This window comes from Streptomyces sp. S186 (assembly GCF_051603415.1).
Classification (GTDB): domain Bacteria; phylum Actinomycetota; class Actinomycetes; order Streptomycetales; family Streptomycetaceae; genus Streptomyces.
Window position 1 is genome coordinate 6,942,422 of record NZ_CP193932.1, and the last position, 23,826, is coordinate 6,966,247.

Below are 23,826 nucleotides of genomic sequence, written 5' to 3' on the forward strand. Positions count from 1 at the left end.
GACCAGGAGCCCCCGTCCCTGGTCGGGGCGCCCGTTCACGGAACCGGCCCGCCGGCGGCTACAGTTCGCCGGCCCGCCACCGGGCCTCCTCGGCTTCCGCGGCCCGGGCGGCCTGCTGCGGCACCCGGCGCCGTACGGCCGTCAGCCAGGCGTCCAGGCGGACGGCGAACTCGCTGGCCCCGCACCCAACTTCACCCTCGTGCCCGACCCCCGCGAACAGCGCCAGCAGACCCTCGGCCGCCGGGTCACCGGTGTCGCAGCCGGCGCACAGCACGCTCTCCCGGAAGCCGTCGACGCGCGCCCCGGACCGGTTGTGCCAGGAGTGGGGATAACGGGCCACCAGGAGCACCGGGGTGTCGCAGCGCGGACAGGGCGGGGGAGCGGACGCGGGCATCCGCAGCGTCACCGTCGCCGGCCGTTCCGCGCCCGCCGTCATGCCGGCCGTCATGCCGGCCCCGCCCATGCCTCGGCGCCGAACGCGCCCTTCACGTCCGAGGCGAGGCCGGTGGCGTTCACCGTGGCGCCCAGCGCGTAGACCGTGGTCCGCCGCGGAGCGCGGACGCTGAGGTGCACGGGGCTCTCGCCCGGATGGTCGGCGAGGATCCGCTTCAGCTCGCGCACCCCGTCCGCGGTGATCCGGTGCACGGGGAACGCCAGCCGCACCGGCGGCCGTCCGCCGTCCCCGGCCGAGGAGACGTCCAGCACGCCCAGTTCGCGCCCGAAGACGTTCAGACTGCCGTCGCGGTCCTCGATCCTGCCCTTGACGGTGACGACGGTGTCCTCGGTCAGCGACTGCTGGACGAGCTGGTAGGCGGCGGGGAAGAACAGCACCTCGATGGCGGCGTCCCGGTCCGCGAGGGTGACGACGGCCCAGGCGTTGCCCTGCTTGGTCACCTTGCGCTGGACGCCGGTGATCAGCCCGGACAGCCGTACCTCCCCGGTGGTGCGGCCGGAGGCGAGCAGCTCGGCGAGCGAGCAGTCCCGGGCGCCGGCGAGGACGTGCTCGGCGCCGTCGAGCGGGTGCGCGGAGACATAGAGGCCCAGCATCTCGCGTTCGAGCGAGAGGAGTTGGCGGCGTGGCCACTCCGTCTCCTCGATGGAGAGGTCCAGGCCGAAGGCCGTCCCGCCGCCGTCCCCGCCGCCGAGTCCGGCGAAGAGGTCGTCCTGGCCGAAGCCGGCCGCCTTCTTCACGGGGATGATCGCGTCGATGGCGGCCTCGTGGACGGCGGTCAGGCCCTTGCGGGTGTGGCCGAGCGAGTCGAACGCACCGGCCTTGACCAGGGATTCCACCGCCCGCTTGTTCAGCGCCGGCAGCTCCACCTTGTCCACGAAGTCGGCGAAGGAGGTGAATCTCCCCTTCCGGCGGCGGGCCTCGACGACGGCCTCGATGACACCGTCGCCGACGTTGCGGACGGACCGCAGCCCGAAGCGCACATCGTCCCCGATCGCGGTGAACTCCGCGACGGACTCGTTGACATCGGGCCGCAGCACCCGGACGCCGTTCTTGCGGGCGTCGGCCAGATAGACGGCCGCCTTGTCCTTGTCGTCGCCGACGGAGGTGAGCAGGGCGGCCATGTACTCGGCCGGGTAGTTCGCCTTGAGGTAGGCGGTCCAGTACGACACCAGGCCGTAGCCGGCGGTGTGGGACTTGTTGAAGGCGTAGCCGGAGAACGGCAGCATCACGTCCCACAGTGCCCGGATCGCCTCGTCGGAGTAGCCGTTGGCGCGCATCCCGCCGTGGAACTTCTCCCACTCCGCTGCCAGTACCTCCGGCTTCTTCTTGCCCATCGCGCGGCGCAGCATGTCCGCGCCGCCGAGCGTGTAACCGGCCAGCTGCCGGGCGATGGCCATGATCTGCTCCTGGAAGATGAGCAGGTGGTGGGTGGAGCCGAGGATCGGTTCCAGGGCGTCCTTCAGCTCCGGGTGGATCGGGGTGGGCTCCTGCTTGCCGTTCTGGCGCAGGGCGTAGTTGGTGTGGGCGTTGGCGGCCATCGGGCCCGGCCGGTAGAGGGCGTTGGCCGCCGCGATGTCCTCGAAGCGGGTGGGTGCCATCAGCTTGAGCAGGGCCCGCATGCCGCCGCCGTCGAGCTGGAAGACGCCGAAGGTGTTGCCCTCGGCCAGCAGTCGGTACGTCTTCGCGTCGTCCAGGGGAATCACGACGGTGGACGGGTCGCCGTCCATCGGGTCCACGGTGGCTAGGGCGACGCCGCGGTTCTCCCGGATGTTGGCGAGCGCCTGGTCGATGACGCCGAGGTTCCGCAGCCCCAGGAAGTCCATTTTGACCAGGCCCATCGCTTCGCACGACGGGTAGTCGAAGCCGGTGATCCGGGCGCCGTCGGCGGCCCGCATGTGCAGCGGGATCCGGTCGGTCAGCCGGGTCTTGGACAGGATCACCGCGGCCGCGTGCACGCCGGTGCCGCGGGTCAGCCCCTCCACACCGCGGGCGGTGTCGATCACCTGCCGCACGTCCGGCTCGCTCTCGTACATCCGCCGGATCTCGCCGGCCTCGGCGTACCGCTCGTGTGCGGGGTCGAAGAGCGCGGCCAGCGGTGCGGACTTGCCGTTCTGGTCCGGCGGGAGGGCCTTGGTGATCCGTTCGCCGTGCGAGAAGGGGTAGCCCAGGATGCGCGAGGAGTCCTTGATCGCGTTCTTGGCCTTGATCTTGCCGAAGGTGTTGACCATGGCGGTGTACGCGTCGCCGTACTTCTCGGTGACATAGCGGACCATCCGGTCGCGCTGCCTGTCGTCGAAGTCGAGGTCGATGTCGGGCGGGTTGATCCGCTCGGGGTTCAGGAAGCGCTCGAAGAGCAGGCCGTGTTCCAGGGGACACAGCTCGGTGATCCGGGTGGCGTAGGCCACCAGCGAGCCGGTGGCCGAACCGCGGCCCGGGCCGATCGGGATCCCGTTCTCCCGCGCGTACCGGCAGATGTCCGCCACGACCAGGAAGTACGAGCTGAAGCCCATCGGCCCGATGACCGCCATCTCGGTCTCGAACCGCGCAAGGACGTGCGGCGGAACGGGGTCGCCGTAGCGCATCGCCAGGCCCCTGAGGACCTCGCCGCGCAGCCAGGACTCCTGGGTCTCGCCCTCGGGGACGTCGGGGAACCGCGGCATCTCGTCGACGTGGTCGAAGACCTCGTCGTAGGGCTCGACGCGCTCGGCGACCAGCAGGGTGTTGTCGCAGGCGCCGGGGAGTTCCGCGAAGAGGCGGCGCATCTCGGCGGCCGGCTTGAGGTAGTAGCCGGAGCCGTTGAAGCGGAAGCGGCCGGGGTCGTTCTTGTTCTTGCCGACGCCGATGCACAGCAGGTTGTCGTGGGCGTCGGCCTGGTCCTCGGTGACGTAGTGCGCGTCGTTGGTGGCCAGCAGCGGAAGGTCCAGCTCCCCGGCCAGGCGGAGCAGGCCGTCGCGGACGGTCCGTTCGATGTCCAGGCCGTGGTCCATCAGCTCCAGGAAGTAGTTCTCCGGCCCGAAGATCTCCCGGTACGCACCGGCCGCCGCCCTGGCCTCCTCGTACTGGCCCAGCCGCAGCCGGGTCTGGATCTCGCCGGAGGGGCAGCCGGTGGTGGCGATGATGCCGTCCGGCCGCCGCGCGATCAGCTCCCGGTCCATCCGCGGCTTGCCGGCCGGGAACTGGCCCTCGTAACTCGCCTGTGTGGAGAGCCAGAAGAGGTTCCGCAGGCCCTGGACGTTCCGCGCCCACATGGTCATGTGCGTGAAGCGGCCGCCCCCGGAGACGTCCTTGGACCCCTCGCCGTCGTCGCTCACCGCGCGCCGGCCGCCCGGCCCCCAGAACTCCTGCTTCCGGGCGAACCGCGAGGACGGCGCCACATACGCCTCGATGCCGATGATCGGCCGCACGCCCGCGAAGTCCTTGGCGACCTGCTGGAACTCATAGGCCCCGAACATGTTCCCGTGGTCGCTCATGGCGATCGCCGGCATCCCCTGCCGGGCGACCTCGGCGAACATCGGCGCCATTCTCTGCGCGCCGTCGAGCATGGAGTATTCCGTGTGGTTGTGCAGATGGACGAAGGAGTCCGGCACGGCTGCGTCACCTCCGGGACGAGTGGGCGGCCCACCCGGCCGGAGCCGGGCGGGCCTGGGTGGCCGACTGCGTCAACGGGGGCCGGACGGCGCGGAGGGACACAACCTGACAGGCATCGCACAACCAATGGTTGTGACATGTCCTGTCGGTCGCTCTCGCCGTCCGTGGCACGGCAAGAGTCCCCGGTGCCGGCCGGTGATCCCGGACCTCGCCCCGCGCATGTGCCCAATCCGCCCGAACAGCCCCACACATGCCCCATACTTCGCGCGGTCCCGCCCGGGTTCCCCGTTGGCGACCGTCATCAAAGCCCCCGACCGCCCGGTGGATCAAACAACCGCCACGTCGGCGAGCCACAACGTCGCGTTGTGCCTATAGGGTGTGCGGCGTGGACCTCAACGCTGTGCGCACCTTTGTCGCGGTCGCGGAGACGGGGCAGTTCCAGAAGGCCGCCGTCGACCTCTCACTCACCCAGCAGGCCGTCTCCAAGCGCGTCGGAGCCCTGGAGACGGAGCTCGGCGTGCGGCTGTTCACCCGCACCGCGCGCGGCGCCGGCCTCACCATCGACGGGCAGGCGTTCCTGCCGCACGCCCGCGCGCTGCTCCAGGCCGAGGAGCGGGCCGCCGCCTCCGTCCGGCCGGGCAGCCGCGCGCTCCGCGTCGACGTGGTCGGCCGGCGGACCGCGGCCGCCGGCCTGCTGCGCTCCTTCCACCGCGCCCACCCCGAGATCCCCCTCGACGTCGTCACCCTCTTCGGCGCCGACGAGGCCGTCGCTGCCGTCCAGGCCGGCACCATCGACGCCACCTTCCGTGCCGTCACCCGGCCCGGCAGCCAACTGCCCGACGAGGTGCGGGCCGCCCCGGTCTTCGACGAGGAGCTCCAGCTGTGCGCCGGCCCGGCGCACACCTTCGCCACCGCCCAGGCGCTCACCCTCGCCCAGCTCGCCGGCCACCGGATCTGGATGCCCTCCAACGCACCCGGCACGGAGTGGCGCGCCTACTACGACGACCTCGCCGCCGCGTTCGGCCTCACCATCGACACGATCGGCCCCGACTTCGGCGTCGAGGCCCTCCTCGACGCCCTCGCGGACTCCGCGACGGTGGTGAGCTTCTTCGGCGAGCGGACCCCGCTCGTCTGGCCCGCCGGCCACGACCTGCGGCGCATCCCGCTGCGGGACCCGACCCCGGTCTACCCGCACGCGCTGCTCTGGCGCGACGACAACCCGCACCCCGGCCTCACCGCGCTCCGCGACCACCTCACGTCCCGCTACCCCAACCGCCCCGACGCCGGCACCTGGCGGCCGGACTGGGCCCTGCGCTAGGAGGCTGGGCCTGGCGCGGTCAGGTCCTTCCGGAAGACCGTCGAGCTGCGGCCCACCGTCATGCCCACCCGCAGATACAGGTCGAGCGCGCCGGTGTCCGAGTGGGTCCACAGGGTGCAGGCCCGCCGGCCCCGCCGGTGGCAGGCGCGGAAGGCGTGCCGCAGCATGAGGCGGGCGATGCCCCGGTTGCGGTGGCCGGAGTGGACCGCGAGCTGTTCGAGGTGGCCCTCGCCGATCTCCGGGAGGTCCGACGCCAGGGCCGCGCCCACGAGTTTGCCGCCGGCGAAGGCCACGGGCGACAGGCCGGGGGCGAAAGCGGGCCGGTCGACGGTGTGCCGGGCCCACTCCTCGTAGGACCTGCGGCGCGGCTGCCAGGCGGCGAAGGCGTCCTCGACGAGCCGGTGCGCGGCGGGCGCGTCGCCGGCGCGGAACGGCCGGACGGTGACGCCCGCGGGCGGCTCGGGCACCGCGGGCTCGTCCGGCACGGCGAACTCCAGCCGCCAGGCGGTCACCAGGGGCCGGTAGCCGCGCGAGCGCAGCAGGGCGACGGCGGGCGCGTCCTCGTCCGGCACGGTCTGGACGATGCCCTCGCTGCCCGCCCGGCGGGCCCGCGCCTCCGCCCAGTCCAGCAGTGCCGCCCCCAGGCCCCGGCCCCGGTGTGCGGGGTGGACGTCCACCTCGGAGCGCCGGTTCACCCAGGCCCGGGCCGCCGGCCGCCCCGCCCGGTCGTGGACCAGCAGGGTGTCCAACTCCGGTACCAGGCCGGGCCGTTCGAGGTCGGCGGCGAGGGCGCCCGGGTCGGTCTGCGCCCGGCCGTGCAGGGCGCGCTCGCAGGCGGCGACCAGGCCGTGGAGCGCCGGGATGTCGTCGGCGGACACCGGCCGCGCCCGATAGCCGGCGGGCAGCGCCGGTAAGGGATCAGGCATCCGCGCAGGCTACTCGCGGCGCGGCCGGGCCCGCCACCGTCTCACTCCCCTTCGCCGTCGCTGTCGCCGTCGGTACCGGTGCGGCCGGCCAGCCGCTCGTAACGCTGCCGCGCCGCCTGCGGCGTGCCCAGGCCGAGGCCGAAGGAGATCTCCTGCCACGTCATACCGCGGCCGCGGGCCATCTGGAGAAGTCCGGTCTCCAGCTCGTCCATCTCCCCGCGCACCATGGGCAGCAGGCTCAGCGCGGCGGTGATGTCGGCGCGGTCCACCTCCGCCTCCCCGTCGTGGAGCCGGGCGGCCCCGCTGAGCAGGAACGACACCAGCCGCACCGCCTCATGGGGCCCGAGGATCGCGGGGTGGACCTGGCGGCGGCGCTGCTCGTCGGTGGCCGCATGGCGTTCGGCGATCCGGAAGAGCGCGGCATGGGCGCGGTGCGCACGGGCCTGGCCGGGGTCCGGGGGCGTGAACGGGTCGGCGGGCTCGACGGGTTCGGCGGACGGGGTGGCGGGGGTGGCGGAGGCCGGCCGCGGTGGCTGCTCTGGCTTCGGTGACTTCGGTGACATGGCGTCAGGATGGCCGTTTCTACGATGCATTGTCAACGGATTATTGTGAACGATGTGTTCAACGCTCCGAGGGGGCGCGGGGCACCCGCCCTGCGGTCCCGGGCCGCCCCACCCTGCGGTCACCGACCGACGGCGAATGCTGGCAGACTGCGTGAGATGAAGCCGGAAACCGTCACGCTGGACGCGGTGGACACACAGCTGGTGCACGCCCTGGAGATCGACGGCCGGGCTCCGTTCCGGCTGATCGGTGCCGCCCTCGGGGTCTCCGAGAACACCGTCGCCCGCCGCTACCGCCGGCTGCGCGGCGCGGGCGTGCTGCGCGTCGTCGGCGCGTTCAACGGCGCCCGGCTCGGCCACAGCGCCTGGACCGTCCGGCTGCGGTGCACCCCGGACGCGGCGACCGCCCTCGCCGACGCGCTCGCCGCCCGCCCGGACACCTCCTACGTCCATCTGCTCTCCGGCGGCACCGAGATCTCCTGCAGCGTCCAGACGCCGAGCGCCGAGCGCGGCGAGGCGCTGCTGCTGCACAAGCTCCCCCGGACCAGCCGGGTCACCTCCGTCACCGCCCATCTGCTGCTCGGCCTGCCGCACGGCCGCGACGCCGGCCGCCCCGGCGGTACGCCCGTGGCCCTGCCCGGCGCCGCGGCCGGGCAAGGCCGGCTCACCCCGGAGCAGGCCGCGCTGCTCGCCCCGCCGGCTGCCGACGACCCGGCCGGGGACCCACCGGCCGGCGAGGCGGGCGGGCTCGCCCTCGGGCCCGCGGACCGGGCGCTCTTCGAGGTGCTGTCCCGCGACGGCCGGGCCGGCCACACCGAACTCGCCGCCGCGGCCGGGGTGTCCGAGTCGACGGTGCGCCGGCGGCTGGCCGTGCTGCGCCGGGCCGGTGTGCTCGCCCTGCTCGTCGACATCCCGCCGGCCGCCCTCGGTTTCCGTGCCGAGGCCCGCCTGTGGATGTCGGTACGGCCGTCCCGGCTCGCCGCGGTGGCCGCGCGGCTGGCCGGCCACCCCGAGGTGTCGTTCGCCGCCATGACCACCGGTCCGACCAACCTGGTGGCCGCCGTCACCTGCCGGGACTCCCTCGACCTCGCCCGCTGTCTGACCGAGCGAATCGCGTCGTCGGACGCCATCCGCACGATGGAGACCGCCCCGGTCATCCGCACCGTCAAGCGCGCCGGGGCGCTGCTGCCGCTGCCGCGCTGAGCGGGCGGCAGCCGGGCCAGGACGCCCGGGCCCGGTGGCGCCCCGGCGTCCGGATGCCCGCCGGGGGGCACGGTCCTACCCTCGGGGTATGCCGGGTCTTCGCGGGTCCCTCGCGGTGCTGGCGGCGGGCGCGCTGGCCGGCGCCCTGGTGGCGGTTCCCGCCCCGGCAGCGGCCGCCGGCGGCCCGGACCTCACCCGCTTCTACGCGCAGCAGCCGGCCTGGCAGCCCTGCCCCGCGGATTTCACCGGCGCCGCCCCGGCCCCGCGCGGATCGCCGCCGGCACCACCCGGCGCCGCGCCGCGGCCGGCCGCGAGCCGTTTCCAGTGCGCCCGGCTGGAGGTCCCGCGCGACTACGCCCACCCCGAGCGCGGCACGCTGCGGGTGCAGCTCGTCCGGCTGCCCGCGACCGGGCCCGGCAAGCGGCTCGGCTCGCTCGTCATCAACCCCGGCGGCCCCGGCGATTCCGGGGTCGACTACCTCATCGGCAACAGCGACGGCTTCGCCGATCTCGGTCAGCGCTACGACCTGGTGAGCTTCGACCCGCGCGGCACCGGCCGCACCGAGCCGATCTCCTGCGGCAGCGGCTACACCCCGGCCACCGGCGCCGGCCCGGCCGCTCTCGCCGCCGACGAGCAGCGCATCAACGCGGGCTGCGGCCGGTACTCCGGCGCGCTGCTGCCCTGGGTCGGCACCCCGACCGTCGCCCGGGACATGGACGTCCTGCGGTCCGCGGTTGGCGACCGCAAGCTCGCCTACCTGGGGTTCTCCTACGGCACCCGGCTCGGTTCGGTCTACGCCCACACCTTCCCCCGCAACGCCGGCCGACTGGTCCTGGACAGCGTCGAGGACCCCACCAGGAACATCTGGCAGACCGCGGTCGCCCAGGCCGCCGGCTTCCAGCGGGTGCTCGACGACTTCGCCACCGACTGCGTCCACGCCGGCCACTGCCCGATCGGCCCGGACACCGCCGCCGCGCAGCGCCAACTCGCCGACTGGTACCAGCAGTTGACGAATCATCCGATACGGGCGCAGGGCACCGAGGTGGACGGCACGACCTATGTCTACGCGCTGCGGGAGGCTCTCTACAGCCGGAGCAGCTGGCCCGACCTGCGGGACGCGCTGGCGCGGCTCAAGCACGGGGACGCGAGCGGGATCGCGCGGCTCAGCGGCGGCGGGAGCGGCGGCAGCGCCACGGGCCACTCCGGCCGGGACGGCGGGCGTGCCCCCGGACGTGCCGCCGCCGCGGCCCTGCCCTCCCAGGACCAGCTGGCCCTCCGGGCGGTCACCTGCCGGGACACCTCCGAGCGCTACGGCCCCGACGATTACCCGCGCGCCGTCCGCGAACTCACCCAAGCCTCCCCGCTGTTCGGCCCGGAAATCGCCCCCACCCTGCTGGACTGCTACGGCTGGCCCGTCCCGGGCGACGACGCCGTCCGCGACGTGGCCGCCCCCGACGCACCGCCCGCCCTGCTCGTCGCCACCACCGGTGACCCGGCCACCCCCTACGAGGGCGCCGCGCACATGGCCCGGGCGCTGGGCAACCACAGTGTGGTGCTGACCTACCACGGCGAGGGACACGCGGCATACACCTCCGGCGACCCCTGCATACGGCAGAAGGTGGCCGCGTACCTGACGGACGGGGTGCTGCCCGCGGGCGGCACGGGCTGCCGCTGAGCGGCCCGCACCCGGCGGCCGCCGGCCCGCCCGCGGCGCTCAGCCCGCCTTGCGTCCGCGGCCGGCGGTCCGTTCGGCCGTGGCGGACTTCCGGGCCGCGCCGGCCGTCTTCTTCGCGCCGGCGCTCTTCGCCGCCGCGGTCTTCTTCCCGGCCGCGGAGCCGCTCTTCGAGGTGCCGGCCGTCGCCTTTGCCGTCGTCTTGGTCGTCGCCTTTGTCGCCGTCCTCGTCGTTGCCCCGGCCGTCTTCTTCGCGGCCTTCGTCGCGGACTTCTTCGCGGTCCTCGTCGCCGTACGGCCGGCCGCGCGCGTGCCGCCGGCCGCCTCCGTCTCCTCGTCGAGCTCGCCGCGGGCCCGCTTCGCGGCCCGCACGCTGTCCTGGAGCGCCGCCATCAGGTCCATCACCTGGCCCGTCGGGGCCTCCTCGCCGGCCTCGAACTCCGGCTCGCGGTGGGCGAGCTTGGCCGCGACGATCTCCTCCAGGGCCTCCCGGTAGTGGTCGTGCACGTCCTCCTCGGACAGCTCGCCGAAGGAGTCCATCAGCGTCTCGGCGGCCCGCACCTCGTTGGCGGCGACCTTCACGTCCCGTTCCGGGAGTACCCCGGTCATCGGCCGGATCTGGTGCGGCCACAGCAGCACCTGCATGACCAGCAGGTCCTGCACCGGCCGGATCATGGCCAGGGTCTCCCGGCCGTGCAGCGCGATCTTGCCCAGGCCCACCCGTTGGTGCTGCTCCATCGCGTCCCGCAGCAGGGCGTAGGGCTTGGCCGCCGCGGGGCTGTCCGCGCCCAGGTAGTAGCCCTTGCCGATCTGGAGCGGATCGATGTCGCCGCCCGCGACGAAGGCCAGGATCGTCAGGGTCCTGGCGGTCGGCAGCGGCAGCGCGTCCAGGTCCTCGTCGGTCAGCGGGACGATGGCGTCGTCCTCGGTGCGGTAGCCGCGGCCGATCTCGTCGGCGGAGACCTCGGTCCCCTCAAGGGAGCAGACCGGCTGGTTGCGGACCCGCCCGCCGTCCGCCGTGTGGATCCGTACGAAGCTGACCGAGGCGGCGGTGTCCGTGGCGTTGTAGGCGGCCACCGGGATCGTGACCAGACCGAAGCTGATGGAGAACTTCGCGGTGGGGCGCATGGGAGCCGCCTTCGTGGTGCGGTTCGGTGCCGTTCCAGCCCGTCTGCGGTGCCGGTCCGGCCCGTGTGCGGTGCCGTTCCAGCCTAGGAGCGCGGTCTGCCCGGCACCTCCCGGGCGAGCGCCCACCACCCGGACGCCGGAGCGTCCCGGCTGCGCCGACCGGGTACCCGGCTCGCATGAACGCCTCGCACACCGACCGCGCGGTCACGATGCGGGCCGGCCGCCGCACCGTGGAGATCCACCGGCCCGACAAGGTGCTCTTCCCCGACGACGGCCTGACCAAGGCCGACCTCGCCGACTACTGCGGACAGCTGGCCGCGGCCATGGTCCCCCAGCTGCGCGGCCGGCCCCTGATGCTGGAGCGGCTCCCCGAAGGGCTGGACGGCCCGCACTTCGTCCAGAAGGAGATCCCCGACCACTACCCCGACTGGATCAACCGGGCCGAGGTCGCCAAGGAGGGCGGCACCGTCACCCACCCCCTCTGCGACACCAAGGCGACCCTCCTCTACCTCGCCGACCAGGCGTGCCTCACCCTTCACCGCTGGCTCTCCCGCGCCGACCGCCCGGACCACCCCGACCGGCTGGTCTTCGACCTCGACCCGCCGGGCACCTCCTTCGAGCCGGTCCGCGCGGCCGCCCGGGAACTCGGCGCGCTCCTCACCGACGAACTCCGGCTCCCCACTGCCCTGATGACCACCGGTTCCCGCGGGCTGCACCTCGTCGTCCCGCTCGACCGCCGCAGCGACTTCGACACCGTCCGCGCCTTCGCCCGGGACGTCGCCGAGCTGCTCGTCGCCCGGCACCCCGACCGCCTCACCACCGCCGCCCGCAAGAAGGACCGCGGCGACCGCCTCTACCTCGACGTCCAGCGCAACGGCTATGCGCAGACCGCGGTCGCCCCCTGGACCGTCCGCGCGAAACCGGGCGGCCCGGTCGCCGCGCCGATCAGCCGCGCCCAGCTCGACGACCCCGACCTGACCGCCCGGACCTGGTCGCTGCGGGACGTGCCGGCCGTGCTGCGGCAGGCCCGGTCCGCCCCGTGGTCCGACGTGCCGCAGCGCGGCCGCTCACTGCGCGCCGCCCGCAGGCGCCTGGACGCGCTGACCTGACGCATAGTCAACTATCGCTCCCTGTAAGGATGTCTATCGGCAGCGCCACCCGTCCGCGTTCACCGGTCACCCGGACCAGGTCCACTCCGCGACCTCCGGCAGGTCCGTGCCGTGCTCCCGGATCCAGGCGTGGTGCCGGGTCCGGGCGTCCGCCATCGCCTGCCGCAGTGCCACCGCGCGGTCGCCCAGCCCCGGCACCCGGTCCACCACGTCCATCACCAGCCGGAACCGGTCCAGGTCGTTGAGCACGACCATGTCGAACGGCGTGGTGGTGGTGCCCTGTTCCTTGTAGCCGCGGACGTGCAGGTGCGCGTGGCCGGTGCGGCGGTAGCAGAGCCGGTGGATCAGCCAGGGATAGCCGTGGTAGGCGAAGATGACCGGTTTGTCGCGGGTGAACAGCGCGTCGAACTCGGCGTCCGGCATCCCGTGCGGATGCGCGTCGGACGGCAGCAGCCGGGTCATGTCGACGACGTTGACCACCCGCACCGCCAGCTCCGGCAGATGGCGGCGCAGCAGGTCGGCGGCGGCCAGTGTCTCCTGTGTGGGCACGTCCCCGGCGCAGGCCAGCACCACGTCCGGGGCCCGTGTGCCGTCCTCGGTGCCCGCCCACGCGAAGACGCCGGCGCCGCGGGCGCAGTGCGCCCGGGCCTGGTCGAGGGTGAACCAGTCGAAGCAGGGCTGTTTGCCGGCCACGATCACGTTGACGTGGTCGCGGGTGCGCAGCGCGTGGTCCGCCACCACCAGCAGGGTGTTGGCGTCCGGCGGCAGATAGACCCGCACGACCTCGGGGCTCTTGTTGAGGATGTGGTCGACGAAGCCGGGGTCCTGGTGCGAGAAGCCGTTGTGGTCCTGGCGCCAGACGTGCGAGGTGAGCAGGTAGTTGAGGGAGGCGATCGGCTGCCGCCAGGGCAGCCCGCGCGCGGTCTTCAGCCACTTGATGTGCTGGTTGACCATCGAGTCGACGATATGGGCGAACGCCTCGTAGCTGGAGAACAGCCCGTGCCGCCCGGTCAGCAGATAGCCCTCCAACCAGCCCTGGCAGAGGTGTTCGGAGAGCACCTCCATCACCCGGCCGTCGCGCGCCAGATGCTCGTCGGTGGGGAGCATCGCCGTCTGCCATGCCTTGCCGGTGGCGTCGTACACGGCGTCCAGCCGGTTCGAGGCGGTCTCGTCCGGGCCGACGAGCCGGAAGTCCCGGCGCTGCGCCGTCGCCTTCATCACCTCGGCCAGCAGTCCGCCGAGCACCCGGGTCGGCTCGTGCAGGGCGGTGCCGGGCTTGGCGACCTCCACGGCGTGCCGCTCCAGGGGCGGCAGCGGCAGATTGCGCAGCAGCAGCCCGCCGTTGGCGTGCGGGGAGGCGCCCAGCCGGCGCCGGCCCGCCGGCACGCACGCCAGCACCTCCGGCCGCGGCCGCCCCGCCTCGTCGAACAGCTCCTCCGGCCGGTACGAGCGCAGCCAGCGCTCCAGTTGGTGCCGGTGTTCGGCGTGGTCGCGCACCCCGGCCAGCGGGACCTGGTGGGCGCGCCAGGTGCCCTCGACGGGCTGCCCGTCCACCTCGCGCGGACCGGTCCAGCCCTTGGGGGTGCGCAGCACGATCACCGGCCACCGCGGGCGCCCGGTCCCGCCGTCCTCGCGGGCCCGCCGCTGGACCGACGCGATCCGGTCCAGCGCCCGGTCCATGGCGGCGGCCAGCGCCTGGTGCACGGTGGCCGGGTCGTCGCCGGTGACGTGCAGCGGCTCGTGGCCGTAACCGCGCAGCAGCGCGTCGAGGTCCTCGCGCGGGATGCGGGCCGGCACCGTTGGGTTGGCGATCTTGTAGCCGTTGAGATGGAGGATCGGCAGCACCGCCCCGTCGTGCACCGGGTCCAGGAACGCGGTGGAGTGCCAGGACGCGGCCAGCGGCCCGGTCTCCGCCTCCCCGTCGCTGATCACGCAGGCGACCAGCAGCCCCGGGTTGTCGAAGGCCGCGCCGTACGCGTGGGCGAGGGAATAGCCCAGCTCACCGCCCTCGTGGAGGGAGCCGGGGGTCTCGGGCGCGACATGGCTGGGCACCCCGCCGGGGAACGAGAACTGCCGGAACAGCCGCGCCATCCCCGCGCCGTCCCGGGTCACGTCCGGGTACGTCTCGGTGTACGTCCCGTCCAGCCAGGAGTTGGCCAGTACGGCCGGTCCGCCGTGCCCCGGTCCCCAGACGCACAGCGCGTCCAGGTCCCGGGCCCTGATCACCCGGTTGAGGTGGGTGTGCACGAGGTTCAGTCCGGGGGAGGTGCCCCAGTGGCCCAGCAGCCGGGGTTTGATGTGCTCCGGGCGCAGCGGCTCGGTCAGCAGCGGGTTGGCCATCAGGTAGATCTGGCCGGCGGAGAGGTAGTTGGCGGCCCGCCAGTGCGCGTCGAGGGCGCTCAGCTCGGCCGGGCCGAGGGGGCCCTCGGCGTCCGCAGCGGCGGGGCGGGTGTCCGTCGCCGGGACGGGGCCGGTGCCCCGGTCCGTGTCCTTGCCCATATCCGTATCCGTCATCCGTATCCGTTCGTCCGTATCCGTCGTGCGTGTCCGTCATCCGTATCCGTCGTCGGGACGGCGCGCGCTCCCACTCCCGGCTCCTTCTCCCGGCTCCGTCACGTCAGTTCGCGCAGGGCGGGCAGCAGCTCGGCCTCCGCCCACTCCAGGAACGGTTTCTGCCGGTCCCCGCCGATCTGGACCAGCGCCACCTCGGTGAACCCGGCGTCCACGTAAGGCCGCACCGCGGCCACGAACCGGTCCACGTCGTCACCGCACGGGATGGCCTCGGCGACGTCCTCCGGCCGCACCGGCTCGGTCGCGGCGGCGAAGCTCCGCGGCCCCGGCAGCTCGGAGTTGACCGGCCAGCCGCCGAGCGCCCACCGGAACTGGTCGTGCGCCCGGGCGACGGCCGCCGCGCGGTCGGGGTCGTAGCAGACCGGAAGCTGGCCGATCCGCGGCTTGCCGGTGCCGCCGTGCCGGTCGAAGGAGGCCAGCAGCTCGGGCCGCGGCTCGGTGGCGATCACCAGGTCGCCGAGCCGGCCGGCGATCTCGCAGGAGCGCTCGCCAGACACGGCGACGCCGATCGGCGGCGGCTCGTCGGGCAGGTCCCACAGCCGGGCGTCGGCCACGTCGAAGTAGGTGCCGCGGTGGCTGACGGCGCCGCCGGCGAACAGCGCCCGGATGATCTCGATCGCCTCGGCCAGCTTGGCCAGCCGCACCGACGGGGCGGGCCAGCCGCCGCCCACCACGTGCTCGTTGAGGTTCTCGCCCGACCCCAGGCCGAGCCGGAACCGTCCGCCGGACAGCAGCTGCAGGGTCGCCGCCTGCTGGGCGACCACCGCCGGGTGGTAGCGGGTCGTCGGGCAGGTCACGTAGGTCATCAGCGGGATCCGCCCGGTGGCCTGCGCCGCGGCGCCCAGCATGCTCCAGGCGAACGGGGAGTGGCCCTGCGACGCCAGCCACGGGAAGTAGTGGTCGGAGGTCACCGAGAAGTCGAACCCCGCGCGCTCGGCGCCCACCACGTGGCCGACGAGCTCCCGGGGGCCTGCCTGCTCGGTCATCATCGTGTAGCCGATGCGCACCATGGAGCCCTCACCTGTGCTTGCTCGTGTGCTTACGGGTCGCGGCCGCCGGCCCCGGCCCTGACCCATCGGACACGCCCTAGCCGTTGTGCCGCTCGGGCGTCCGGGGCTCCGTCCGGTCCATCGGCTCCGTCCGGTCCGTCGCGATCCGGTCCGTCGCGAGGTAGCGCTCCGCCTCGATGATCGCCTCATGGACGGTGCGCCGCCCCATCAGCACGCACAGGGTGTACGCGACGTCCTCCAGCCGGCGCCGGGCGACCGGATCGTGCGGGTCGGCGAGCACCACCCGCTCCCCGACGCGATAGCGCCGCAGCAGCTGCGCGAGTACGGACTTGTCCGGCAGCAACATGCCGTTCTCTCCCGACCTCGGCCCGGGGTGCCCGGGCGGCTGACCGGCGCGTCGGCGCGCGCCCGGACCGGAGTGGCTCCCACCTTGCGCCGGTCGGGCGGCGGCTGCAACCGGACGGCCCCCTCCGGGGCGGCGCCCGGCGGGCTCAGTCGGGCGGCTCGGGCGCCGGGTGTTCGCCGGGCCGGGCGCCGGGCGGCTCCTCGGGGGCCGGCTCCGGCTCCTCAGGCTCCTCCGACGGCTCCGCCCCGGGCTCGGGCAGATCGTGCGGCACCGGCCGCGGCGTGGACGGCACCGGCTCCGGCCCGTCACCGGTCGCTCTCCTGTTCATGCCGGCGGCCCTCCCTTCTGGGTGGTTCCATCCTGCGCCGATCTGCTGCCCGCCGCCCTTTCCGGCAAACCGCCCACCGCTTCCGGCAAACCGCCCACCGCGCAACCCCTCGCTGTCACCGAGCTGTCCGCGTGTCTGCCGGCCGGTCGGCCCGCGCCCGTTGGCCCGTCGGCCCGCGCCCGTTTGGCCCGTCGCATGGCACCGCACCACGCATCAGGCGAACGCCCCCGCCCGACAGCCTCGTTGGGGCCGTTCCATGTCCTCCCGGACCGCCCCACGCCACCCCCTCCCGGCCCGCCCGCCCGCACCGATCGCGTCTTCGGGGCGGCTGTGCTCCTCTGGAAGCGAGGACGGCCCGGTACGGGAGACGGGCCGCGGGCCGAGGAGTACTGAGGAGCGCCGCGCCATGCCCCCCACCACCTTCCGTATCGCGATCATCGGCGCAGGTCCCGGCGGGCTGCTCTGCGCCCGGGTGCTCCAGCGGTACGGGGTGCCGGTGACCGTCTTCGAGCGGGATCTCGGCCCGGTGGGGTCCGCGCCCGGCGGTCCGCTGGAGCTGCGGCCGGCGAGCGGGCAGGCGGCGCTGCGCGCGGCCGGGCTGGAGCGGGAGTTCCGCGCCGCCGCCCGGCCCGCCGGACAGGAGGTGCGGCTGCTGGACCCCACCGGCGTCGTGCTCGACCAGGACGTCCCCGCGCCCGGCCCGGCCGCGGAGCGCCCCGAGATCGGCCGGCGCGAGCTGCGCCGGCTGCTGGCGGACTCGCTCGCGCCCGGCACCGTCCGGTGGGGCAGGTATCTGCGGACGCTGCACCCGCGCGGCGGCGGCCGGCACCAGGCCGTCTTCGACAACGGCGAAACGGCCACCTTCGACCTGGTCGTCGGCGCCGACGGGACCTGGTCCCGGGTGCGGCCGCAGCTGTCCGAGGCGATCCCGCACTACTCCGGCGTGACCTTCGTCGAGACCGGTCTCCACGACGTCGACGCCCGGCACCCGGCGATCGCCCGACTGGTCGGCCGCGGCACCATGATGGCGCTGTCCGGGCCCCGGGGCCTGCTCGCCCGGCGCGACGGCCGCGGCCGGATCCGGGTCTACGCCGCCTTCCGCTGCTCCGAGGACTGGGCCCGGCAGGCGGGGTTGAACATCGCCGACACCGAGGCGGTCCGCGCCGCGCTGCTGGCCGCGTTCGACGGCTGGCACGACGGGCTGCGGGCGCTGCTGCGGGAGAGCGACGAGGGCTTCGCCAACCGCCCGCTGTTCGCGCTGCCGGTCCCGCACACCTGGCCGCACACCCCGGGCCTGACGCTGCTGGGCGACGCCGCGCACCTGATGACGCCGCTCACCGTCCCGGGTGCCGACCTGGCCCTGCGGGACGGCTGCGAGCTGGCCCGGCACCTCGCCGAGGCGCATACCTGGCAGACCGACCCGGACCAGGCGGTCCGGGCGTACGAGGCGGCGCTCTTCCCCCGCTCGGCCGCCGCTGCGGAAGCCGCCGCCCACGACCTGGACACCGCCCTGGCCCAGGACGCCCCGCGCCCCGCCCACCACCTGCCCCGCCGCCGGCACCCGCACCCCTCCTGACCCGGCCCGCCCGGGTTGCGGGCCCGCACCGCCCGTCGGACGATCGGCACCGGAGGACGCCGGGGGGCGGCGCGGCCCCGCGCACCGCCGGCCCGGCCCGGGGCGCCGACGGACGGAGCAACGCGTGAAGATCACCGAGCCCACGCCCGGGGCGCCCTGCTGGGTGGAGCTGGGCACCTCGGACGTGCCCGCGGCCGCCCTCTATTACCGCGAGGTCTTCGGCTGGCACGCCGACACCGACCCGCGCCCGGAGTCCGGCGGTTACACGGTCTTCGCGGTGGGCGACGCCCGGGTCGCCGCGGCCGCCCCGCTGTACGCGCCGGGCCAGCCGACCGCCTGGACCGTCACCTTCGCCACCCCGGACGCCGAGGCCCTGGCAGCGGCGGTGACCGAGGTCGGCGGCCGGGTCCTGGTGGCGCCGCGCGACCTCTTCGACCTGGGCAGGTTCGCGGTGCTGGCCGACCCGGCGGGCGCCGCCTTCGCGGTCTGGCAGGCCCGCTCCTTGGCCGGTGCCGAGCTGCTGAACGAGCCCGGCGCGCTCGGCTGGGTCGAACTGGCCACCGGCGACGCCGAGTCCGCGGTGGCCTTCTACTCCCGGGTCTTCGGATGGTCCGTCAGATCCCACGGCACCTACACCCAGTGGGGTATCGGCGGCGCCGACTTCGGGGGGATGAGCACTGTGGAGGCGCGCGACCGGGAGGACGTCCGGCCGCACTGGCTGCCGTACTTCGCGGTGGAGTCCGTCGACGCGACCGCGGCGCGGGCCGCCGACACCGGCGGGATGCTGCTGATGGCGCCGACGGACGTCCCGGACGGGCCGCGGATCGCCATGCTGCGCGATCCGCAGGGCGCCGTCTTCGGCATCCACCAGGCGGGAACCGAAGGCTGACCGCGCGCACCCGCGTCACACGATCGGCCGCAGGGTCGTCGTTTCACCACACTATTCGGGGTTTTTGCGCGTAATGTCCGCAACGCACCGATGGGTGGCACTGCGCGGCAACGCATCGCGCGTCAAGAACAGGAGACCCCTATGCCCACGACCGACGTCCTCGTGGCCCGAGGCAAGAAGCTCGCAGCCGGTGCGGGCGCCCTGACCACGGCTGTCGCCCTGGGGGCGACGCTGCTCGCAGCGGCCCCGGCCCAGGCCGCGCCGCACCCCCGGCCCACCCCGCAGGAGCAGCCCGCTCCCCAGGAGCAGCCCGTCCCCCAGATGGAGTTTGGTCAGGACTACGCCTACGGCACCATCACCGCCTCCCGCGGGATGAACGAGCGCGAGTACCCCAGCACCGACTCCTCGTCCAAGGGCTACCTCCGCAACGGCAGCCGGGTCTACCTGGTCTGCAAGGTCCGCGCCCAGAGCATCCGCGGCAACGACCTGTGGTACCTGATCCGCGGCAGCCGCCGGACCTGGATCTCGGCCAAGCACGTGACGAACCACGGCAACGTCCGGTACTGCAAGGACGTGCACCGCGACCGTTACCAGCCGAACGACGAATACCAGCACGCCGGCTGACACCGCCCCGCGCGGCGGATCAGGAACGGGCCCGGCCCGGCACCCCTCCAGGTGCCGCGCCGGGCCCCTCGCGTACCCGCACCCGGCCGGTCACTGCCCTTCCGTATTACTGGAACGCGTTCTACTGTGCCCCCGACCGCGGAATCCGACGGGCCGTCAGCACCCGGCGGCCGCCGGGCGACGGAACGACTGGACCGGACGACTGGTGGAGGGGCCGTGCACCTGGACTACACCCCGGAACAGCGGCGGCTGCGCGCCGAACTGCGCACGTACTTCGGCGAGTTGGTACCGGACAACGCCTACGCCGGGTACGCCGAACCGGCCGCCCGGAAGCGCTTCTACCGCGACACCGTGCGCCGGCTCGGCGCCGACGGCTGGCTGGGCGTGGGCTGGCCCGAGGAGTACGGCGGGCGCGGCATGACGCCCATGGAGCAGTTCATCTTCTTCGACGAGGCGGCCCAGGCCGGGGTGCCGCTGCCGCTGATGGCGCTGAACACCGTCGGCCCCACCCTCATGAGCTTCGGAACCGAGGAGCAGAAGGCGTACTTCCTGCCCCGGATCCTCTCCGGCGAGCTCGACTTCGCGATCGGCTACAGCGAACCGGACGCCGGCACCGACCTGGCCGCCCTCAGGACCCGCGCGGTGCGCGAGGGCGACGAGGAGACCGGCCACTACGTCGTCAACGGCCAGAAGATCTGGACCACCAACGGCGACACCGCCGACTGGGTCTGGCTGGCGGTGCGCACCGGCCCCGTCGAGGAGGGGGTGCCACCCCACAAGGGCATCACCATGCTGCTGGTCCCCACCAGCGACCCCGGCTACTCCTGCACCGTCATCAACACCCTTGCCTCGCACGACACCACCGCCAGCTACTACGAGAACATCACCGTCCCCGCCACCCGCCGCGTCGGCCGGGAGAACCAGGGCTGGCGGATCATCACCAACCAGCTCAACCACGAGCGGGTCACCCTCGCCGCCCACGGCACCATGGCCGTCCGCGCGCTCCACGACGTCCGGCGCTGGGCGGCCGGCACCAAGCTCGCCGACGGCCGCCGGGTCATCGACCTGGGCTGGGTGCGCGGGCGGCTGGCCCGCACCCACGCCAGACTGGAAGCCATGAAGCTGCTGAACTGGCGGATGGTCGACGCCCTCCAGCAGGGCACCCTGACCCCCCAGGACGCCTCCGCCGTCAAGGTCTACGGCTCCGAGGCCCGCCGGGACGCCTACGCCTGGCTGATGGAGGTGGCCGGCGCGGCCGGACCGCTGAAGGAGGGCTCGGCCGGCGCGGTGCTCCACGGCGAACTGGAGCGCGGCTACCGCTCCGCGGTCATCTTCACCTTCGGCGGCGGCAACAACGAGATCCAGCGCGAGATCATCGCGTGGATCGGCCTGGGCATGCCCCGGGTGCGGCGCTGACCGGCCGGCGGGAGGCGAGGCCGATGGCAGACGACCCCGGGCTCTTCGGGCCCCGCTCGGTGACCTGGCAGCTGCACGCGGACCCGATGATGTGGATCGCGGGCGTCCGCGCGCTCTACCTCCAGGCGCTGCACCCGCGCGCGGTGCGCGGCGTCCTGCAGAACTCGGCCGCCTTCGGCATGGACGAGCGGGGCCGGCGGGACGCCTGGGGGCGGCTGATGCGCACCGCCGACTTCGTCGGCACCCTCACCTACGGCACCACCGACGCCGCCGAACGCGCCGGCGCCGCGGTCCGCGGCCGGCACCGCCGGCTGACCGCCACCGACCCGGACACCGGCGAGCGTTACCGGATCGACGCACCGGAGCTGCTGCTGTGGGTGCACTGCGCCGAGGTCGACTCCTACCTCCAGGTGCTGCGCCGCTCCGGCCACCCGCTCGCCGACCGGCAGGCCGACCGCTACCTCGACGAACAGCGCACCAGCGCCCGGCTCGTCGGCCTGGACCCGGACACCGTCCCCGGCGACACGGCCGCGCTCGCCGCCTACTTCGACCGGATCCGCCCGGACCTCGCGCCGACGCCCGAGGCCCGCCAGGTCGACGCCTTCCTGCGGCGCCCGCCGATCGCGGCCCCGCTCGTCCCGGCCCGCGCCCTGCTCTGGCGGCCGGTGGCCGGGCTGGCCTACGCGGCGCTGCCCCCGTACGCCCACCGGCTCTACGGCCGGCCGGCGCCGCCGCCCGCCACCGTCACCCGCCGGCTGCGCGGCGCCGGCCGGCTGCTGCGCGCGGTCCCGGCCGGGGTCCGCTGGCAGCTGCCGCCGCGGCACGTCCTGCGGGCGGTGGCCAGGCTCGGCCCCGAGGCGCGGCCTTTCCGGCCCTGACCCGTCGTCAGGCCCTACAAGCCCGCCGACTCCGCCGCCATACTGGACGGGCACGGCACACAGGGGGATCCACGCGGCTGAACGCGGGAGCGGGGGCGGCGACAGCGATGGCGGAGCACAGTCTTGTCCAGGGGCGTTACCGACTGCTCGACACCATCGGACGGGGCGGCATGGGGGAGGTGTGGCGGGCCCGTGACGAGTCGCTGGGCCGGCTGGTCGCCGTCAAGTGCCTCAAGCCGATGGGGGAGCGGCAGGAACCAGGTTTTCTGCGGGTGCTGCGGGAGCGCTTCCGCCGCGAGGCCCGGGTCGCGGCCGCGCTCCAGCACCGCGGCATCACCGTCGTGCACGACTTCGGCGAGGACGACGGCATCCTCTTCCTCGTCATGGAACTGCTGAACGGCCGCAACCTCAGCCAGCTGCTGGACGACAACCGGCGCCAGCCGCTGCCCGTCCCGGACGTCGTCGAGATCGCTGAGCAGATCGCCGCGGCCCTGGCCTACACCCACGAACAGGCCGTGGTGCACCGGGACCTGAAACCGGCCAACATCGTGCGGACCACCGACGGCACGGTCAAGATCTGCGACTTCGGCATCGCCCGACTCGGCCACGACATCGGCTTCACCACCCGGCTCACCGGCACCGGCATCGCCATGGGCAGCCCGCACTACATGTCGCCCGAGCAGATCGGCGGCGGCACCGTCGACCACCGCAGCGACCTGTACTCCCTGGGCTGTGTGCTCTACGAGATCGCCACCGGCGCTCCGCCGTTCGCCCAGGGCGACGCCTGGGCGGTGCTGGTCGGCCACCGCGACACCGTCCCGGACCCGCCGCGCGCGGTCCGCCCCGACCTGCCCGAGGCGTACGAGCGGATCGTCCTCGACCTGCTCGCCAAGGAGCCGGACGACCGTCCGCGGGACGCCGACGAACTCGCCAAGCGCCTGGCGGACGCCCGCCACCGCCGCACCCCCCGGGGCGCCGGCCCGGCACCGGACGACCTGACGGTGCCCGCCCCGCGGCTGCCGTCCTGGACCCGCGGGATCACCGCCGGCGCCCCGGCCGCCGGCACCCGGCCGGCGCACCGCACCGCCGCGGACCCGGCGGTCGCGGTTCTCACCGACGTCTGGACCCCGCCCGGCGACCCGCTGCGCGGCGAGGCGTCACCGGCCCTCGGCCCCGACCGCCCGGCCCCGCCCGGAGACCACCACGCCCTTCTCGCCACGCTGGCCGGACGGCTGGCGCAGGCCCACGCGCTGGCCGGGGCGGACCGGCACTTCGAGGCCCAGGAGCTGCGCACCGAGGTGCTGGCCGTCCGCGAGCGGCTGCTCGGCCCGGACCACCCCGACACGCTCGGCTGCCGCCACGACCTCGCGGTCGGCCTCGGCCGGCTGGGCCGCCTGGAGGAGTGCCGGACCGCCGCCCGCGAGGTCGCCGAGGCCCGCGCCCGGGTGCTCGGCGCCCACCACCCCGACACCCTCGCCACCCGCTGGCAACACGCCTTCGTCTCCGGGCAGTTGGGGCGCTGGGCGGAGGCGCTGACGGCCTATCAGGAGGTGGCCGCGGGGCGCGCCGCCGCGCTCGGCCCGGACCACCCGGACACCCTCGCCGCCCGCTACGAGACCGGTGTCGCGCTGGGCCGGCTGGGCCGCAGCGCGGAGGCGCTGGCCCACTACCGCGAGCTGGTCGCGGCCCGCACCCGCGCCCACGGCCCGCACCACCCGGAGACCCTCCGCGCCCGGCACGGCCTGGGCGTCAACTACGGCCGCCAGGACCGCTGGCCGGAGGCGCTCGCCGAGGCCCGGGAGGTCGCCGCGGCCCGCACCCGGGTGCTCGGCGGCGACCACCCGGACACCCTGGCCAGCCGCCGCGAGACCGCCGTGGCACTGGGCCGCCTCGGCCGCTGGGCCGAGGCGCTGGACGTCCACCGCCAGGTCGCCGACGCCCGCGCCCGGGTCCTGGGCGCGGCCCACCTCGACGCGCTGGCCAGCCGCGGCGAACAGGCCCAGTGCCTGGCACGGCTGGGCCGGACGGACGAGGCGGACGCCCTCCACCGCCGGGTCGCGGCGCTGCGCCGGGAGCGCGCCGGACACCGGCGGTAGGGCGCTTCTGACGGATCTCCGTGGAGGAAGGAGCGGCGTCTGGTGCACTCCGCTCTCTACGCTCGCTCCGTCTCGGCTCTTTGATCCATCCCTCGGAAGCCGAGCCGATCGCAAGGCGCCGGGATGGCTTCATA

The 23,826-nt window shown here is 74.5% G+C and carries 19 protein-coding genes; 10 read left to right on the forward strand and 9 right to left on the reverse strand.

Annotated elements, in window-relative coordinates; genetic code table 11:
* Positions 1-58: 58 nt before the first annotated feature.
* Positions 59-448: a DUF6300 family protein gene (locus ACRAS8_RS29955; RefSeq protein WP_438489103.1), complete on the reverse strand. Its 390-nt coding sequence runs from the start codon at positions 446-448 to the stop codon at positions 59-61.
* Positions 445-4,041 carry a DNA polymerase III subunit alpha gene (gene dnaE, locus ACRAS8_RS29960; protein WP_438489104.1) on the reverse strand — a complete coding sequence of 1,199 codons (3,597 nt, stop codon included), beginning with the start codon at positions 4,039-4,041 and terminating at the stop codon, positions 445-447. Before dnaE ends, ACRAS8_RS29955 begins: the two co-directional genes overlap by 4 nt.
* Before the next feature lie 386 nt (positions 4,042-4,427).
* Here dnaE and ACRAS8_RS29965 point away from each other — a divergent pair, with 386 nt between their 5' ends.
* Complete coding sequence (locus ACRAS8_RS29965) at positions 4,428-5,360, forward strand: LysR family transcriptional regulator (protein ID WP_438489105.1); 933 nt, start codon at positions 4,428-4,430, stop codon at positions 5,358-5,360.
* On the opposite strand, the gene ACRAS8_RS29970 is transcribed toward ACRAS8_RS29965, so the two are convergent.
* Positions 5,357-6,286, reverse strand: a complete 930-nt coding sequence (locus ACRAS8_RS29970) for a GNAT family N-acetyltransferase (RefSeq protein WP_438489106.1) — start codon at positions 6,284-6,286, stop codon at positions 5,357-5,359. The genes ACRAS8_RS29965 and ACRAS8_RS29970 overlap by 4 nt on opposite strands.
* Before the next feature lie 41 nt (positions 6,287-6,327).
* A complete protein-coding gene (locus tag ACRAS8_RS29975; protein WP_438489107.1) occupies positions 6,328-6,849 on the reverse strand; it encodes a DNA-binding protein in 522 nt (173 codons plus the stop codon).
* Between the two features lie 156 nt (positions 6,850-7,005).
* Between ACRAS8_RS29975 and ACRAS8_RS29980 the strand changes: the two genes are divergently transcribed.
* Positions 7,006-8,049, forward strand: coding sequence for an Lrp/AsnC family transcriptional regulator (locus tag ACRAS8_RS29980; RefSeq protein WP_438489108.1), 1,044 nt, complete (start codon positions 7,006-7,008; stop codon positions 8,047-8,049).
* An 88-nt stretch (positions 8,050-8,137) separates the two neighbouring features.
* Positions 8,138-9,724 (forward strand): alpha/beta hydrolase, encoded by a 1,587-nt coding sequence (locus ACRAS8_RS29985; RefSeq protein ID WP_438489109.1) that lies wholly within the window; start codon positions 8,138-8,140, stop codon positions 9,722-9,724.
* 39 nt (positions 9,725-9,763) lie between these two features.
* Here ACRAS8_RS29985 and ACRAS8_RS29990 read toward each other — a convergent pair whose 3' ends face one another.
* Positions 9,764-10,849: a Ku protein gene (locus ACRAS8_RS29990; protein ID WP_438489110.1), complete on the reverse strand. Its 1,086-nt coding sequence runs from the start codon at positions 10,847-10,849 to the stop codon at positions 9,764-9,766.
* A 176-nt stretch (positions 10,850-11,025) separates the two neighbouring features.
* Between ACRAS8_RS29990 and ligD the strand changes: the two genes are divergently transcribed.
* Entirely contained in the window at positions 11,026-11,958 is a 933-nt protein-coding gene (ligD, locus tag ACRAS8_RS29995) for a non-homologous end-joining DNA ligase (protein ID WP_438489111.1), read from the forward strand.
* A gap of 66 nt (positions 11,959-12,024) precedes the next feature.
* On the opposite strand, the gene ACRAS8_RS30000 is transcribed toward ligD, so the two are convergent.
* The 4 genes from ACRAS8_RS30000 to ACRAS8_RS30015 all read right to left on the reverse strand — a co-directional run bounded on the left by ACRAS8_RS30000 (position 12,025) and on the right by ACRAS8_RS30015 (position 16,213).
* Positions 12,025-14,457: a phosphoketolase family protein gene (locus ACRAS8_RS30000; protein ID WP_438490638.1), complete on the reverse strand. Its 2,433-nt coding sequence runs from the start codon at positions 14,455-14,457 to the stop codon at positions 12,025-12,027.
* Between the two features lie 113 nt (positions 14,458-14,570).
* Positions 14,571-15,539 (reverse strand): LLM class F420-dependent oxidoreductase, encoded by a 969-nt coding sequence (locus tag ACRAS8_RS30005; RefSeq protein WP_438489112.1) that lies wholly within the window; start codon positions 15,537-15,539, stop codon positions 14,571-14,573.
* A gap of 76 nt (positions 15,540-15,615) precedes the next feature.
* Entirely contained in the window at positions 15,616-15,885 is a 270-nt protein-coding gene (locus tag ACRAS8_RS30010; protein WP_438489113.1) for a DUF5133 domain-containing protein, read from the reverse strand.
* A gap of 145 nt (positions 15,886-16,030) precedes the next feature.
* Positions 16,031-16,213 carry a hypothetical protein gene (locus tag ACRAS8_RS30015; protein WP_438489114.1) on the reverse strand — a complete coding sequence of 61 codons (183 nt, stop codon included), beginning with the start codon at positions 16,211-16,213 and terminating at the stop codon, positions 16,031-16,033.
* A 406-nt stretch (positions 16,214-16,619) separates the two neighbouring features.
* On the opposite strand from ACRAS8_RS30015, the gene ACRAS8_RS30020 reads away from it, so the two are divergent.
* The 6 genes from ACRAS8_RS30020 to ACRAS8_RS30045 all read left to right on the forward strand — a co-directional run bounded on the left by ACRAS8_RS30020 (position 16,620) and on the right by ACRAS8_RS30045 (position 23,692).
* Entirely contained in the window at positions 16,620-17,789 is a 1,170-nt protein-coding gene (locus ACRAS8_RS30020) for an FAD-dependent oxidoreductase (RefSeq protein ID WP_438489115.1), read from the forward strand.
* A 124-nt stretch (positions 17,790-17,913) separates the two neighbouring features.
* Entirely contained in the window at positions 17,914-18,678 is a 765-nt protein-coding gene (locus ACRAS8_RS30025) for a VOC family protein (protein WP_438489116.1), read from the forward strand.
* A gap of 141 nt (positions 18,679-18,819) precedes the next feature.
* Positions 18,820-19,302: an SH3 domain-containing protein gene (locus ACRAS8_RS30030; protein ID WP_438489117.1), complete on the forward strand. Its 483-nt coding sequence runs from the start codon at positions 18,820-18,822 to the stop codon at positions 19,300-19,302.
* Positions 19,303-19,518: 216 nt separating this feature from the next.
* The gene (locus tag ACRAS8_RS30035; protein ID WP_438489118.1) at positions 19,519-20,718 is read left to right on the forward strand and encodes an acyl-CoA dehydrogenase family protein; all 1,200 of its coding nucleotides are present in this window, start codon (positions 19,519-19,521) and stop codon (positions 20,716-20,718) included.
* Between the two features lie 23 nt (positions 20,719-20,741).
* Positions 20,742-21,596, forward strand: a complete 855-nt coding sequence (locus ACRAS8_RS30040) for an oxygenase MpaB family protein (RefSeq protein ID WP_438489119.1) — start codon at positions 20,742-20,744, stop codon at positions 21,594-21,596.
* A 107-nt stretch (positions 21,597-21,703) separates the two neighbouring features.
* Entirely contained in the window at positions 21,704-23,692 is a 1,989-nt protein-coding gene (locus ACRAS8_RS30045; RefSeq protein ID WP_438489120.1) for a protein kinase domain-containing protein, read from the forward strand.
* Positions 23,693-23,826 lie beyond the last annotated feature (134 nt).

Excerpts from the sequence above, each read along its gene's own strand:
- ACRAS8_RS30030 (WP_438489117.1), top strand. The coding sequence starts at position 18,820 with ATGCCCACGACCGACGTCCTCGTGGCCCGAGGCAAGAAGCTCGCAGCC.
- ACRAS8_RS29975 (WP_438489107.1), bottom strand. The coding sequence starts at position 6,849 with ATGTCACCGAAGTCACCGAAGCCAGAGCAGCCACCGCGGCCGGCCTCC.
- ACRAS8_RS30045 (WP_438489120.1), top strand. The coding sequence starts at position 21,704 with ATGGCGGAGCACAGTCTTGTCCAGGGGCGTTACCGACTGCTCGACACC.
- ACRAS8_RS30015 (WP_438489114.1), bottom strand. The coding sequence starts at position 16,213 with ATGAACAGGAGAGCGACCGGTGACGGGCCGGAGCCGGTGCCGTCCACG.
- ACRAS8_RS30040 (WP_438489119.1), top strand. The coding sequence starts at position 20,742 with ATGGCAGACGACCCCGGGCTCTTCGGGCCCCGCTCGGTGACCTGGCAG.
- ACRAS8_RS30010 (WP_438489113.1), bottom strand. The coding sequence starts at position 15,885 with ATGTTGCTGCCGGACAAGTCCGTACTCGCGCAGCTGCTGCGGCGCTAT.
- ACRAS8_RS30020 (WP_438489115.1), top strand. The coding sequence starts at position 16,620 with ATGCCCCCCACCACCTTCCGTATCGCGATCATCGGCGCAGGTCCCGGC.
- ACRAS8_RS29985 (WP_438489109.1), top strand. The coding sequence starts at position 8,138 with ATGCCGGGTCTTCGCGGGTCCCTCGCGGTGCTGGCGGCGGGCGCGCTG.
- ACRAS8_RS29980 (WP_438489108.1), top strand. The coding sequence starts at position 7,006 with ATGAAGCCGGAAACCGTCACGCTGGACGCGGTGGACACACAGCTGGTG.
- ACRAS8_RS29990 (WP_438489110.1), bottom strand. The coding sequence starts at position 10,849 with ATGCGCCCCACCGCGAAGTTCTCCATCAGCTTCGGTCTGGTCACGATC.
- ligD (WP_438489111.1), top strand. The coding sequence starts at position 11,026 with ATGAACGCCTCGCACACCGACCGCGCGGTCACGATGCGGGCCGGCCGC.
- ACRAS8_RS29970 (WP_438489106.1), bottom strand. The coding sequence starts at position 6,286 with ATGCCTGATCCCTTACCGGCGCTGCCCGCCGGCTATCGGGCGCGGCCG.
- ACRAS8_RS30000 (WP_438490638.1), bottom strand. The coding sequence starts at position 14,457 with ATGGGCAAGGACACGGACCGGGGCACCGGCCCCGTCCCGGCGACGGAC.
- ACRAS8_RS29955 (WP_438489103.1), bottom strand. The coding sequence starts at position 448 with ATGACGGCCGGCATGACGGCGGGCGCGGAACGGCCGGCGACGGTGACG.
- ACRAS8_RS30005 (WP_438489112.1), bottom strand. The coding sequence starts at position 15,539 with ATGGTGCGCATCGGCTACACGATGATGACCGAGCAGGCAGGCCCCCGG.